Source organism: Kitasatospora sp. NPDC051853, from assembly GCF_044452665.1.
Classification (GTDB): Bacteria; Actinomycetota; Actinomycetes; order Streptomycetales; family Streptomycetaceae; genus Kitasatospora.
Genome location: NZ_JBITBY010000013.1, coordinates 24,035 through 37,451, shown reverse-complemented (window position 1 = coordinate 37,451; position 13,417 = coordinate 24,035). Strand labels below are relative to the sequence as shown.

Annotated in this window: 11 protein-coding genes and 1 riboswitch; of the genes, 6 read left to right on the top strand and 5 right to left on the bottom strand. The window is 75.4% G+C overall.

All coding sequences use genetic code 11. The features are described 5' to 3' along the window. Positions 1–27 precede the first annotated feature (27 nt). Together ACIA8O_RS31805 and ACIA8O_RS31800 are read left to right on the top strand one after the other, a co-directional pair. Complete coding sequence (locus ACIA8O_RS31805; protein ID WP_396297467.1) at positions 28–1,161, top strand: FAD-dependent monooxygenase; 1,134 nt, start codon at positions 28–30, stop codon at positions 1,159–1,161. Between the two features lie 72 nt (positions 1,162–1,233). Next, a complete protein-coding gene (locus ACIA8O_RS31800) occupies positions 1,234–1,779 on the top strand; it encodes a GNAT family N-acetyltransferase (protein ID WP_396297466.1) in 546 nt (181 codons plus the stop codon). Positions 1,780–1,936: 157 nt separating this feature from the next. On the opposite strand, the gene ACIA8O_RS31795 is transcribed toward ACIA8O_RS31800, so the two are convergent. From ACIA8O_RS31795 to ACIA8O_RS31775, 5 genes are read right to left on the bottom strand one after another with little or no spacing between them, the layout of a single operon-like run. Next, complete coding sequence (locus ACIA8O_RS31795) at positions 1,937–3,295, bottom strand: cobyrinate a,c-diamide synthase (protein WP_396297465.1); 1,359 nt, start codon at positions 3,293–3,295, stop codon at positions 1,937–1,939. A gap of 16 nt (positions 3,296–3,311) precedes the next feature. Further along, on the bottom strand, positions 3,312–3,908 hold the full coding sequence (gene cobO / locus ACIA8O_RS31790; RefSeq protein ID WP_396297464.1) for a cob(I)yrinic acid a,c-diamide adenosyltransferase: 597 nt from the start codon (positions 3,906–3,908) through the stop codon (positions 3,312–3,314). A gap of 3 nt (positions 3,909–3,911) precedes the next feature. Next, positions 3,912–5,927 carry a putative cobaltochelatase gene (locus ACIA8O_RS31785; RefSeq protein WP_396297463.1) on the bottom strand — a complete coding sequence of 672 codons (2,016 nt, stop codon included), beginning with the start codon at positions 5,925–5,927 and terminating at the stop codon, positions 3,912–3,914. Continuing rightward, on the bottom strand, positions 5,924–7,444 hold the full coding sequence (locus ACIA8O_RS31780; protein WP_396297462.1) for a cobyric acid synthase: 1,521 nt from the start codon (positions 7,442–7,444) through the stop codon (positions 5,924–5,926). Before ACIA8O_RS31780 ends, ACIA8O_RS31785 begins: the two co-directional genes overlap by 4 nt. Beyond that, complete coding sequence (locus ACIA8O_RS31775) at positions 7,441–8,406, bottom strand: cobalamin biosynthesis protein (protein ID WP_396297461.1); 966 nt, start codon at positions 8,404–8,406, stop codon at positions 7,441–7,443. Before ACIA8O_RS31775 ends, ACIA8O_RS31780 begins: the two co-directional genes overlap by 4 nt. Positions 8,407–8,497: 91 nt before the next feature. Then, positions 8,498–8,632, bottom strand: a riboswitch (cobalamin riboswitch). Positions 8,633–8,772: 140 nt separating this feature from the next. Here ACIA8O_RS31775 and ACIA8O_RS31770 point away from each other — a divergent pair. From ACIA8O_RS31770 to ACIA8O_RS31755, 4 genes are all read left to right on the top strand, one after another. Further along, positions 8,773–9,219 carry a YidB family protein gene (locus tag ACIA8O_RS31770; RefSeq protein WP_396297460.1) on the top strand — a complete coding sequence of 149 codons (447 nt, stop codon included), beginning with the start codon at positions 8,773–8,775 and terminating at the stop codon, positions 9,217–9,219. 289 nt (positions 9,220–9,508) lie between these two features. Further along, a complete protein-coding gene (locus ACIA8O_RS31765; RefSeq protein WP_396297459.1) occupies positions 9,509–10,201 on the top strand; it encodes a helix-turn-helix domain-containing protein in 693 nt (230 codons plus the stop codon). 142 nt (positions 10,202–10,343) lie between these two features. Beyond that, positions 10,344–11,462 carry an alpha/beta hydrolase family protein gene (locus ACIA8O_RS31760; protein ID WP_396297458.1) on the top strand — a complete coding sequence of 373 codons (1,119 nt, stop codon included), beginning with the start codon at positions 10,344–10,346 and terminating at the stop codon, positions 11,460–11,462. Positions 11,463–11,744: 282 nt separating this feature from the next. Further along, positions 11,745–13,235: a hypothetical protein gene (locus ACIA8O_RS31755; protein ID WP_396297457.1), complete on the top strand. Its 1,491-nt coding sequence runs from the start codon at positions 11,745–11,747 to the stop codon at positions 13,233–13,235. The last annotated feature ends 182 nt before the right edge of the window (positions 13,236–13,417 follow it).

Genomic DNA, 13,417 nt, shown 5'->3' with positions numbered 1-13,417 from the left:
GCTCCCGACTCCCCCCGGAGACACCCCATGGCACAACCCCTGCGCGTCCTCGTCCACGGTGGCGGCATCGGCGGCCTGAGCCTCGCCGTCGCCCTCGCCCGCCGCGGCCACACCGTCGAGGTGGTGGAGCTGCGCGACGAGCTCGACGCCCTCGGCGTCGGCATCATCCAGCCCTCCAACGCCCTGCACGTGATGCGCGAACTCGGCGTCCTGGACGACTGCCTGAAGGCCGGCTTCGCGTGGGAGGTGCTGACCATCTGCGACCCGGCCGGCGCCACCCTGGCCAAGATCCCGCAGCCCCGGATGGACGACGCCCCCGCCAACAACGGCATACCCCGCCCGGCCCTCGCCGAGCTGCTCGGCCGGGCCGCCGCCGAGGCCGGCGCCACGGTGCGCTTCTCCACCACCCTCGCCGACCTCACCGACGACGGCGAGGGCGTGGACGTCACCCTCTCCGACGGCACCGCCGCCCGCTACGACCTGGTGGTCGGCTTCGACGGCATCGGCTCCCCGCTGCGCACCCGCCTCTACGGCGACCGCCACCGCCCCGAGTACACCGGCTTCGCCAACTGGCGGGTCACCGTGCCCAGGCAGCCCGAGGTCCAGGGCGTGGTGATGAGCACCGGGAACCAGGCCGCCAAGGCGCTGCTCACCCCCATCACGGACGAACTCATGTACCTGGGCGCCGTGTTCGCCGAGGCCGAGGACTTCCGCCCGGACCCGGAGCGGGCCCACGAGCAGCTCGCCGAGCGGCTGGCCGGCTTCTCCGGCCCGGTCGCCGAGGCGCTCCGCCACGTCACCGACCCGGCCGCCGTGGTCTACTCCCGGATCTCCCAGGTCACCGTGGACGAGCCCTGGCACGTCGGCCGGGTGGTGCTGGCCGGCGACGCCGCGCACGCCTCCACCCCGCACCTCGCCCAGGGCGCCGCGATGGCCGTCGAGGACGCCCTGGTGCTCGCCCAGGAGCTGGACGCCGCCGAGTCGGTGCCCGCCGCCCTGGCCGCCTGGGAGGCCCGCCGCCGCCCGCGCGCGATGTTCGTCCAGTCGCTCTCCCGCGCCGTCCTCAAGCAGGAGACCGGCACGCCCACCACCCCCGAGGAGGACGAGCTCCTCAAGATCGGCATCCCCGGCGCCGCCCACGTCCTGGTGAAGCCCTACTGACGCACCCTCAGGAGGGGGCTGTCCGGCCCATAATCGCTGGACAGTCCCCACGGGGTGGGCGAGCATCCGTGCGTGACAGAACGATCAGCTCCGTGGACCTCCGCCCCCGACGCCCCGCTCCAGGTCACCCTGGTGAAGGTGCCCCGCCCCGTGATGGGCCTCCTGATGGCCGGTGACCTCACCGCCGCCACGGCCGAGCTGGGCCTGCCGCTGGCCGGGTACGCCGTCGTCGAGAAGATGCGGGGCACCTGGCGCCGCCGCTACCACCAGATCGCCGAGGACCCCACCAGCGCCGACTGGGTCACCCGGGCGGTGGTCTCCGGCGACGTGCCGATCGGCGCGGCCGGCTTCCACGGCCCGCCCGACGAGCGCGGCATGGTCGAGGTCGGCTACGGCGTCGACCCCGCCCACCGCCGCCGCGGCTACGCCAAGGCGATCCTCGCCGCGATGATCCGCCGGGCCGCCGCCGAACCCGACGTCACCGTCGTCCGCGCCACCATCAGCCCCGACAACGAGGCCTCCCTCGCCACCGTCGCCGCCTTCGGCTTCACCCACGTCGGCGAACAGTGGGACGACGAGGACGGCCTGGAACTCATCTACGAACTCCCGCTCCGGTAGCGCCCCTTCGGGAAAAGGTGATGCTTCGGGGGCGCGAGGAACTGCGCGCTGTGGAAGGCACCGATCCGTGTGCCGGGTACGGAGATTCACTTGCAAGTGAGTGTCCGTACCCGGCACACGGGTCGGTCTCTCCCGTCTCGCGCAGTTCCTCGCGCCCCTAAACCCGTTCGGCTGCTGCCCGGACGAAGCGGACCGCCAACTCCGGTGCCCCCGCCCAGTGCAGGTGCAGGTACGACGCGTGGACCGAGCCCTCGACGAAGCCCTCGGTCTGCGCCCCCGCAGGCCCCCGCCAGCCCCACGCCGGAGCCGGTCCCGCCCCCGGTTCGCAGACCGTGCGGTGGAACTCGTGCCCCCGCAGCCGGGTCCCGGCCGGGGCCAGCACGCTGTCCGTCAGGGCCACCGCCTCCCGGTAGCCGAGGGTCAGGCGCTGCGTCATCCGGGAGGTGGTGTCCACCACCCCGCACATCGCGACGCCGTCCAACTCCCTTCCCAGGTACAGCAGTCCGGCGCACTCCGCCGCCACCGGCGCCCCCGAGGCGGCCAGCTCGGCGATCGCCTTCCGCAGCCCCTCGTTGGCGCTCAGCTCGCCGACGTACATCTCCGGGAAGCCGCCCCCGATCACCAACCCGTCCGTGCCCTCCGGGAGTTCGGCGTCCCGCAGCGGGTCGAACGGGACCACCTCGGCCCCGGCCGCCGCCAGCAGCTCGGCGTTCTCCGCGTACGAGAAGGAGAACGCCGCCCCGCCCGCCAGGGCGATCCGCGGCCGCCCGGGCACCACCTCGACCTCCTCCGCGGCCGACCACGGCGCGTCCGTGAGCTCCGGCGCGGTCCGCGCCAGCTCCAGCACCGCGTCCAGGTCCACCGAGGCGGCGATCAGCTCGCCCATGTCCCGGACGGCCGCCAGGGCGGCCTCCGAGCGCTCCACGGCCGGGATCAGGCCCAGGTGCCGGGACGGGGTGGCGACCGAGGCCGAGCGCCGGACGGAGCCGAGCACCGGCACGCCCCCGCCCTCCTCCAGGGCCTCCCGGAGCAGCTGCTCGTGCCGGTCGGAGGCGACCCGGTTGAGGATCACCCCGGCCAGCCGGACCTCCGGGTCCCAGGAGGCGAAGCCGTGCACCAGCGCGGCCACCGAGCGGGACTGCGAGGAGGCGTCGACCACCAGCACCACGGGCGCCCGCAGCAGCTTGGCCACGTGCGCGGTGGAGGCCAGCTCCCCGCGCCCGGCCGCGCCGTCGTGCAGGCCCATGACGCCCTCGACCACCGCCACGTCGGCCCCGGCGGCGCCGTGCAGGAAGAGCGGGGCGATCCGCTCCGGTCCGCACATGAAGGCGTCCAGGTTGCGCCCTGGCCGCCCGGCGGCCAGGGCGTGGTAGCCGGGGTCGATGTAGTCGGGGCCGACCTTGTGCGGGGAGACCTGCAGGCCCCGCGCGGCGAGCGCGGCGATCAGGCCGGTGGCGACGGTGGTCTTGCCCGCCCCCGAGGAGGGGGCGGCCACGACCAGGCGGGGGATGTTCACAGCTCGGTGCTTCCTACTACCACTCGATGCCGCGCTGGCCCTTGCGGCCGGCGTCCATGGGGTGCTTCACCTTGGTCATCTCGGTGACCAGGTCGGCGAGTTCGAGGAGCTCGTCCTTGGCGTAGCGGCCGGTGATCACCACGTGCTGGTTGCCCGGACGGTTCTTCAGCACGTCCACCACCTCGGCCACGTCCACCCAGCCCCAGTGCATCGGGTAGGTGAACTCGTCCAGCACGTAGAAGCGGTACTTCTCCGCCGCCAGGTCGCGCTTGACCTGCTCCCAGCCCTCCTTGGCGGCCTCCTCGGAGGACTCGATGTCGCGCTGGACCCAGGACCAGCCCTCGCCCATCTTGTGCCAGTCCACCGTGCCGCCCTCGCCGGAGGCGCCGAGCACCTTGAGCGCGTTCTCCTCGCCGACCTTCCACTTGGCCGACTTGACGAACTGGAACACCCCGACCGGCCAGCCCTGGTTCCAGGCCCGCAGCGCCATCCCGAAGGCGGCGGTGGACTTGCCCTTGCCGGGGCCGGTGTGCACCGCGGTGATCGGCAGGGTGCGGCGCTGACGGGTGGTCAGACCGTCGTCGGGGACGGTCTCGGGCTGGCCCTTGGGCATGGTTCAGGCTGCCTTTCGCAGGGAGGAGGAGGGGCGGTGCGCGTGCACCAGGGCGGCGACGCCCTCGGCGCGGAGTTCGTCCAGGGTGACGGCGGGGCCGCCGAGCTGGCCCGCCAGGGTGCGGGCCAGGCCGAGCCGGACGTGGCCCGACTCGCAGTCCAGCACCACGCTGGCGGTGCCCTGCGCGGCCAGCAGCCCGGCCGCCCGACCGGCCTGGGCCAGCGCGTCCCGGCCGCCGGTGGCCCGGCCGTCGGTGACCACCACCAGCAGCGGGCGGCGGTGCGGGTCGCGCATCCGCTCGATCCGCAGGGTCTCGTGGGCCCGCAGCAGCCCGGCGGCCAGCGGGGTCCGCCCGCCGGTCGGCAGCTGCTCCAGCCGGGCCGCGCCGACCTCCACCGAGGAGGTGGGCGGCAGCGCCAACTCGGCGCCGGCGCCCCGGAAGGTCACCATGCCGATCTTGTCCCGGCGCTGGTAGGCGTCCATCAGCAGGGAGAGCACGGCGCCCTTGACGGCGGTCATCCGCTGCCGGGCCGCCATCGAGCCGGAGGCGTCCACCACGAACAGCACCAGGTTGGACTCCCGGCCCTGGCGCACCTGCTCGCGGAAGTCGTCCTTGCGCAGCCGCAGCGCCCGCGAGTCCCGGCCCCGGGCCACCTGGTGCGGCGCGGCGGCCTGCAGGGTGGCGCTCAGGTGCAGCCGGGAGAGCAGACCCTGCGGCCGCCGGGCCCGGATGGTGTGCCCGCCGTCGGTCTCGGCGGGGGAGCGACGCCCCTGGGCGCCCTTCCCGGTGCCGGGCACCTTGAACAGCCTGGTCCGGTACGGCTCCCCGGCGGAGGCCACCGGCGCGTTCGAACTCCCGCCCTGGGACGGCACGTTCGGCTCCTCCGACGGCTCCTCCGAGGCCGCACTGCCGTCCGGTGCGTCCCCCTGCGGCTCGGGGGCACCGCCGCCGTCCGGGCCGCCGCCGCTGTCGTCCGGCCCGTCGCCCTCCGGCGGCTCCGGCTCGTCGCGGTGCTCGTCCAGGGTCCGGTCCAGCTGCTCCTCGTCCAGGCCGGGCGCGTCGAAGGGGTTGCGGCGGCGCCGGTGCGGCAGGGCCAGCTGGGCGGCCTTGCGGACGTCCTCCTCCAGCACCTCCGTCCGGCCCTCCCAGGCGGCCAGCGCGACGGCGGTGCGGGCCATCACGATGTCCGCCCGCAGGCCGTCCACCTCGAACGCGGCGCAGACGGCCGTGATCTGACGCAGCGCCAGATCGGTCAGCTCCACCCGCGGCAGCAACTCCCGCGCGGTGGTGATCCGTTCGGCCAGCGCGTCCTCCTCGGCCGCGAACCGCGCCGCGAAGCCGGCCGGGTCCGCGTCGTAGGCCAGCCGGCGGCGGACCACCTCGGCCCGCTCCTCCGGGTCCCGGGTGGCGGCGATCTCCACGGTCAGCCCGAAGCGGTCGAGCAGCTGCGGGCGCAGCTCGCCCTCCTCCGGGTTCATGGTGCCGACCAGCAGGAAGCGGGCCGCGTGCCGCACCGAGACGCCCTCGCGCTCCACGTACGAGCGGCCCATCGCGGCGGCGTCCAGCAGCAGGTCCACCACGTGGTCCTGGAGGAGGTTCACCTCGTCGATGTAGAGCACGCCCCGGTGCGCCTTGGCCAGCAGACCGGGCTCGTACGCCTTCACGCCCTCGGCCAGCGCCCGCTCCAGGTCCAGCGAGCCGACGATCCGGTCCTCCGAGACGCCGACCGGCAACTCGACCAGGTACGCGGCCCGTTCGTCACCCGCCGGCTCGGCGTGCGGGCCGTCCGGGCACTGCGGGTCCGGGCCCGCCGGGTCGCAGGCGAAGCGGCAGCCCGGCACGGTGGCGATCGAGGGCAGCAGCCCCGCCAGCGCACGGACCATCGTCGACTTCGCGGTGCCCTTCTCGCCGCGCACCAGCACCCCGCCGACGGCGGGGGAGACCGCGTTCAGCAGCAGCCCGAGCCGCAGGTCGGGCATCCCGACGATCGCGGTGAAGGGGTAACGCACGTCGGTCATCGCTCGGTCTCCACGGTGTGCGGCGCCCCCGGCGGGACGAAGGGCAGGCCGACGGGTGCGCCGGATTCGATCATTCTCCACAGGGCCTCGGTGTCGGCGTGTTCCTCAATCAGGTCGCCGAGCCGGTCCAGCCGCTCCTCGCGGGCGGCCGCGAAGGAGGTGTCCGGCGCGGGCACGAACGCCCGGCCCGCCAACTTCGCGACCATCCGCAGCAGTTCACGGCGGAAGCCGTCGTTCTCCAGCGCCCCGTGCCAGGTGGTGCCGTACACCGGCCCGACCCGGCAGCCGTCCAGGAAGGGCTCGGCGTTGTCCTCCACGGTCACCACGCCGTGGTGGATCTCGTACCCCTCCACCCGCTCGCCGAAGGCCTCGCCGACCGGCCGGGCCAGCACCTTCTCCCGGCCGAACACCACCCGGGTCGGCAGCAGTCCCAGGCCGTCCACCCGCCCGGCCTTGGACTCCACCTCGTCCTCGATCTCCCGGCCGAGCATCTGGTACCCGCCGCAGACCCCGAGCACCGGCAGGCCCGCCGCCACCCGCTCGCGCAGCACCGGCTCCAGGCCCCGCTCGCGCAGCCAGGCCAGGTCCGCCACGGTGGCCCGGGTACCGGGCAGCACCACCAGGTCCGCGTCGGCCAGCTCCTCGGCCCGGGTCGCCCAGCGCACCAGCACGCCCGGCTCCTGGGCCAGCGCGTCCAGGTCGGTGAAGTTCGACAGCCGCGGGAAGCGCACCACGGCCACCCGCAGCACGTCCCGGCCGACCGGCCCGCGCACCGCGCCCCGGTCCACCACCGTGGTCAGGTCCAGCGAGTCCTCGGCGTCCAGCCACAGGCCCGGCAGCATCGGCAGGGTGCCCAGCACCGGACGGCCCGTCAGGTCGTGCAGCATCCTCAGCCCCGGCTCCAGCAGCCGCGCGTCGCCGCGGAACTTGTTGACGAACCAGCCCGCCACCAGCGCCTGGTCCTCGGCCGAGAGCAGCGCCAGGGTCCCGTACATCGCGGCGAAGACCCCGCCCCGGTCGATGTCGCCGACCACCACCACCGGCAGCTTCGCCGCCGTGGCCAGGCCCATGTTGGCGATGTCCCGGTCCCGCAGGTTGATCTCGGCCGGCGAGCCGGCGCCCTCGCAGACCACCACCTCGTACCGGCTGCGCAGGTCCGCCAGGCACTCCAGCGAGCGCTCCAGCAGGTACGGCTTGCGCTCCCGGTAGTCCAGCGCGCCGACCTCGGCCACCGGCTTGCCCAGCAGCACCACCTGGCTGCGCGCGTCCGCCCCCGGCTTGAGCAGCACCGGGTTCATCGCCGCCTCCGGCTCCACCCGGGCGGCCTGCGCCTGCATCGCCTGGGCCCGGCCGATCTCGGCGCCGTCGGCGGTGACGAAGGAGTTCAGCGACATGTTCTGCGCCTTGAACGGGGCGACCCGCACCCCCTGCCGGGCCAGCCAGCGGCAGATGCCCGCGGTCACGACGCTCTTCCCGGCGTCCGAGGTGGTCCCGGCCACCAGCAGCGCGTTGCTCACGTTGTCCTCCCCTTACGGCTCTTCCGGCCCGCACCGGAGATGACGGCCCGTCCGACCAGCGCGACGCCCAGCGCCAGCGCGCCGACCCGGCGCGACAGGGCGCAGGCCCGTTCGATGTCCCGCACGCCCACGGGGCGCAACTCGGCCCCGAGCACCGGTCGGTGCTCCACGCGCTCCCCGTACTGCAGCGTGCCCCCGAGGCGCACCCCCAGGGCGCCCGCGAAGGCCGACTCCGCCTGCCCGGCGTTCGGGCTCGGGTGTGACGAACCGTCACGCCGCCACACCCGCCAGGCCGTCCCCGGCTCCGGCGCGGCCGCCACCGTCAGCAGCGCGGTCAGCCGCGCCCCGGGCCAGCCCGCCACGTCGTCCAGCCGCGCCGAGGCCCAGCCGAACCGCAGGTACCGCGCCGAGCGGTGCCCCACCATCGCGTCCAGGGTGTTCACCGCCCGGAACGCCAGCAGCCCGGGCGTCCCGGCCAGGGCCCCCCAGGTGAGCGCGTTCACCACCGCGTCGGCGGTGTTCTCCGCCACCGACTCCACCACGGCCCGGGCGATCTGCTGCCCGTCCAGCCCGCTCGGGTCCCGCCCGCACAGGTGCGGCAGCCGCTCCCGGGCCGCCGTCAGGTCCCCGGCCTCCAGCGAGGCCCCGATGGTCCGGGCCTCCCGGGCCAGCGAACTCCCGCCCAGCACGGTGAAGGTGGCGGCCGCAGCCAGTGCGGCGGTGGCGACGGGGCTGCGGCGCACGGCACGCCCGGCCAGCGCGGCCCCGGCGGCGACCGTCCCCACACAGGCGGCGGTGTACGCGGCCCCCACCGCCCGGTCGTCGCGCCAGATCCGGCGCTCCAGCCCCGTCGCGGCCGAGCCGAACAGCGCCACCGGATGGCCGCGCCGGGGATCGCCGAAGCGGGCGTCCGCCAGGTAGCCGGCGGCGGCGCCCAGCAGAAAGGGGGTCAGACGGCGCACGGTGCGGGCGAGTCGGCGTGGCTCCGGGCAGGCGGCATCAGTGCGTGTCCTCACTCAGGGTCCGCGCCCTGGATCGACGTAGCGGGGGCGAGAGTCTCCTGGCTTCCGGGTCGGACACACCCTCGGGCCTTCCAACAGCCGCCTGGGCGGGCCGTCGTGACCATGGATCGAGCGTGCTCCCCGGTGACAGTGGCGGGACCGCGCCGGATTCGCACCGGCTTCCTCTCCTTGCCTCCGATTGGCTGAAAGATCCCACCACGCCCCTCGACCGGCCGTCAACAACGGGCGCGGAGGGCTTGGTCACACGGTTGTCCGCCCCACCGTGCGGCGTACCCCCGGCAGGGCGAGGCTGGCCGTGGCGCGGCAGTGCTGCCGCACCGGACCCGGAAGAACAGAGGGACGGCGATGACCGATCTCGGCAAACTCCTCAGCGGTCTGCTCGGCGGCAGCGGCGGCGGGAACGGCAGTGCGGGGAACCTCCTCTCCATCCTGCTCGGCTCGCTCGCCGCGAACGGCGCCGGGCGGGGCAACGGGCTCGGCGCCCTGCTCCAACAGCTGACGGAGGGCGGCCTCGGCTCCCAGGCCCGCTCCTGGGTCGGCACCGGCGACAACCACCCCGTCACCGGTCCCGAACTCGCCGCCGCCCTCCCACCCGGCGAACTCGAGATGCTCGCCCGCAACGCCGGCATCACCCCCGACCAGGCCGCCGACACCCTCGCCACCCACCTCCCCACCACGGTCGACCGCCTCACCCCCAACGGCGAACTCCCCACCCCGGCCACCATCGAGGAACTCTTCGGCAAGATGCACTGAGGCAACCGGCGCGGCAGGGCAGCGACCTCAGGGGCGCGAGGAACTGCGCGCAGGGGAACGGCAGCACCTGCAACCGGCTGACGGCGGTTCAGTTGCCGGTGGACCGCCTCCCGAAGCGCGCAGTTCCCCGCGCCCCGGCGTCGCTCCTCGCCGTCGTTACCTCCTACCGGTCCTGGGTGATCATCCGTCAGTAGTGGTAGGAACCTCCAGGCGGACGGGCGGGCCCGGGAAGCCGGTTCGTGCGTTCAGCGGGTGCAGGCGGCAGCCGACCCGCACCTACGGTCTGGGCATGCGCCGAAGACCGCCCACCCCCACGCCGGTCCCGTTCTCACCCGCCGCCGCGAGGGCCCACCGGGTGGGCCTCGGGCTGACGCCCGAGCAGGTCGCGGCCGGCATGGCCGCCCACGGCGTGCGGCTGCTGCCCACCCACGTGATCGGCTGGGAGAGCGGGGAGTACCGCCCGGACGAGACCGAGTTCATCGCCCTGGCCCGCGCCCTCTGGTGCCCGCCCGTCCAGCTGATGGGCACCGCCCCGTCGAGCCTGCGCGACTTCCGGGTGGCCCGGGAGCTCACCCAGGAGCAGGCCGCCCGCCGGATCGGCGTCGCCCCGCGCACCTACGAGCAGGCCGAACTGACCGGCAGTTGGCCCGGTGACCCCGAGCAGTCCTGGGAACTCGCCCAGGTGCTCGGCCTCACCCTCCGCGCCTTCGTCCTGGTGACCAACCGTCAGGACGCCCTGGAGAAGTGCCTGCGCCAGTGCGTGGACGGCCGCTGGCAGAGCCAGGTGAAGCCGGTCGCCAAGCTCCTGCCGGTGCCCCGCCCCGTCCTGGAGACCGTCCTCGCCGAGCTCCAGCAGGACCACGTCGTCCCGATGCACTGGGGCGCCGCCCCCGCCGCCGCCGAACAGCAGCAGCCCGATGTCCCGCCCCTCCAGCGGTTCTGGCAGCTGCTCGCCTCCCGCCCCACCGACATCCCGGTCTGACGGTCCGTCCGCTCCGGTCCGGCCCGTCCAGCCCTCGCGGCCCTCCCGGCTCCCGTACGGCGGCACTCCGGTGGCACCCCGCCCCCGCCCCCGGTCGAATGGACGGCAACGTCCGAGACCCGCCCACACACCCGGGAGCACCATGCGTTGGGGAACCGCGGCCATGGTGGCCGCCGCCGTCGTCGGAGCCGGTGGCGCGGCCGTCCTGCTGATCGGCCGCCGCGCCTCCCAGGGCGTGGTGCGGCCCGGCCGGCCCGAACCCGGCAGCGCCCCCGAACTGCGGGTGCACGACCTGGCCCCCGGCGGGGTGGTGATCACCCGCAGCACCTCCACCTCCCTGCCCGGCCGCTACGCCCTGGAGTGGCCGAACGGCGGCCACGCCGTGGTCGGCGAGGTGCTGGCCACCGGGCCGCAGACCGTCACCCGCCGCCTGGAGGGCGTGGACGGCGGCTCCCTCGACCCCGGCACCAAGGTCGAGCTCACCCCGCGGGTGCTCACCGGTGACCCGCGCAGTGCCCTCGGCATCGACCACACCGACACCATCGCGGTCGGCGAGTACGGCGACCTCCCGGCCTGGTACACCCCGGGCAAGCGCGGCACCTGGGTCCTGCTGGTCCACGGCCCCGGCGCCGACCGCACCCAGGCCCTGCCGGTCATCCCGACCCTGCGCGCGCTGGAACTCCCCACCCTCACCGTCACCTACCGCGGCGACCAGGGCGCCCCCGAGCCGCCGGACGGCCTCAGCCACTTCGGCGAGACCGAGTGGGAGGACGTCGAGGCGGCGATCCGGCTGGCCCTGGAGAGCGGCGCGGGCCGGGTGATCCTCTACGGCTGGTCGACCGGCGCCACCATGGTGCTCCAGGCCGCCGCCCGCTCCGCCTGGCGGGAGTCGATCGCCGGGCTGGTGCTGGACTCACCGGTGCTCGACTGGTCCCGTACGGTCCGCCGCGAACGCGCCCTGGCCGGCGTCCCGGCCGCCGTCGCCGAACTCGGCGCCCTCGCCGCCGAGGGCCGCACCGGCGTCGACCTGGCCGGCTTCGCCCGCCTCGCCTCCGGCACCGACCTGCACGTCCCCACCCTGCTGCTGCACAGCCCCGACGACTCCATCGCCCCCTGGTCCGCCGCCGCCCGCCTGGCCGACCTCCGCGGCGACCTGGTCAGCCTCCACCCCGTCCCCCACGCCGAACACGCCGCCCTCTGGAACGCCGCCCCCACCCCCTACACCGAAACCCTCCGCCGCTGGCTCACCCCGCTCCTCTGAGGCGGACGAGGCAGGCGGCCCGGCAGGGCAGCGACCCAGGGGCGCGAGGAACTGCGCGCGGGGGAACGGGAGCACGTGCAACTGGCTGACGGCGGTCAAGCTGCAGGTGAGCCGCCTTCCGATTTCGCGCAGTTCCCCGCGCCCCTGGGTCGCTGCCCTACCGGTCCGCCTGCCTTCAGTGCCCAGGAATGACCGAGGAAATGACCTTCTCGGTCGGGTTTGCACCGCTCGCGCGAAAAGCCGATGTGACAGGAGGCCCACACACGGGGAAGACTGCACGGCGTGACGTCTCGGAATCCGCGCGACCGTGATGCCCCGCTCCCGCCGAAGACCGGTACCGGTGCGACGGTGACCCGTCTCCCCGGTTCGGCCCGTCGGCCCGACACAGTGCAGCCGGGCGCCCCGCGCCGCCGCACGCCCGCACCCAAGCCCGGCCGGGGCCGGGTGCCGGTTCCGGACGGCCTCCCGGCCCCCTCCGAGCTGGCCCCGCTGGCCCGGCGGATGCTCGCCGACGCGGTCCGGATCGCCCGCTGGGCGGGCGAGCTGGAGCACGTGGACAAGCGCGGCGAGCTCCTCCCCGAGGACGCCCGTGCCGCCGGCAAGGCCCTCGCGATGACCGTGGGGGCGGCCGCCCGGGCCTGGGGCCAGGCGCTGCTGGTCGGCCTGGTGGAGGCCCGCGAGGGCGGCGCCGCACCCGGCTGGCGGCTGCACGCCTGGGAGCACGACGACGAGGCCGTGATCCGCGGCTGGTCGGCGCTGTTCGACGCCTGGACGCTGGTCGCCCCGATGCCGCCCGCCGCGATGCGCGGCGTCTTCGCGGTGCTGGCCGGCCAGGCCGTGGACCAGGCCCCGCAGCTGCTCTCCTTCCTGCACCTGGTGGACGGCCCGGTCCCCGACAGCGAGCTGCTGGAGCTGCTCCGCCGGGGCCTGGACGAGCGCCGGGTGGCGGCGGGCACCAGCCCGCTCTCGCCGGTGCCGCACGCCGCCTCCGCCGTCTCGGCGGTCCGCGGCACCTGCCGCGAGCCGCAGATCGACACCCCGCACGCCCCGGCCGAGGTCGCGGCGGTGCTGGACTGGATGCTGGACGGCCTGGCGGCCGTCGGCGCCCTCTCCCGGCACGACGAGGCGGCCGAGCTCTCCCCGCTGGGGCACTGGGCGGTGCGGGCCAAGCTGGAGGAGATCTGCACCGTCGCGCAGACCGCCGCCGGGCACATCGAGCAGAGCGCCCTGGAGCTGCTGGACGCCTGCGCCAACTACTCGCCGGGCCCGGCCCGCGCCGAGTACCGGGCCTGGGTCGCGGCCCGGCCGGTGGACCGCGCGGTGGCCGAGCTGCTGGACGCCGCCCGCGGCGAGGACGCGCTGCTGCGCGGCCTGGCCTTCGAGGCGCTCCGGGTGGCCGGCGGCACCGCCGAGCAGGCGGTCCGGGCGGCCGTGGACGAGCCCGTGCTGCGCCCGTACGCGCTGCTCTGGCTGGCCGAGCAGTCGGACGAGGCGGGGGTGCTGCCCTCGGACGTGCTGACCGCGGAGGACGCGGCCTGGCTCTGGGTGGACACCGCCGCGGCGGTGCTGGACCACGGGGAGACCAGCCTGCTGGTCGGCCACGTAGAGGGCGCCTCGGCCGGCGAGCCGGTCCGGCTGTTCCACCGGGCCCGGCAGTCGGGCCACCCGAGGGCGGCCTCGGTGCTGACCGCCGTCGCCTCGGTCCACCCGGACCCGGTGGTGGCGCGGGCGGCCCGCCGCAGCGCGTTCAGCGTGCACAACGGTGGCGCGTAGCGGCCCGGAGCCCGGCCCGGAGTTGACGGAGAGCGTCCGGAGCAGCTGACGGAGAAGGGCCCCCCCCCCGCGGCGGGGGGGGGGGCCGGGGGGGGGGGCGCGGGGCCACACCAACCCCGCCCCACCCCACCCCGGGCCCCCCCCACCGCCCAACAAAGACCCACACAGACGCCGCGGAACAC